1 pseudogene is annotated in these 204 nt (G+C 63.2%); it reads right to left on the minus strand.

What is annotated here, in order from left to right:
• Positions 1-188: pseudogene (locus ACXAIC_RS24945) on the minus strand (hypothetical protein); the annotation flags it as partial.
• Between the last annotated feature and the right edge of the window lie 16 nt (positions 189-204).

Genomic DNA, 204 nt, shown 5'->3' on the forward strand with positions numbered 1-204 from the left:
ACCGCGGCCAGGGCCGTTGGGCCTTCGATCAACACCCTTCGGCCATCCGAAAGGGTAATATCAACCCGGCTTGCACAGACAGGTTCCGGGGCCGGGACAACGACCCCTGTAGCGGCAGGACAAGCTGCCGGGGCCAGTTCCAACTCAACGAAAGACGCTTCCTCGACGTGGCCCGGATCAACTGGCATTCGCGCAAACCGGGGA

Source organism: Roseibium sp. AWQ4_254 (assembly GCF_056161025.1).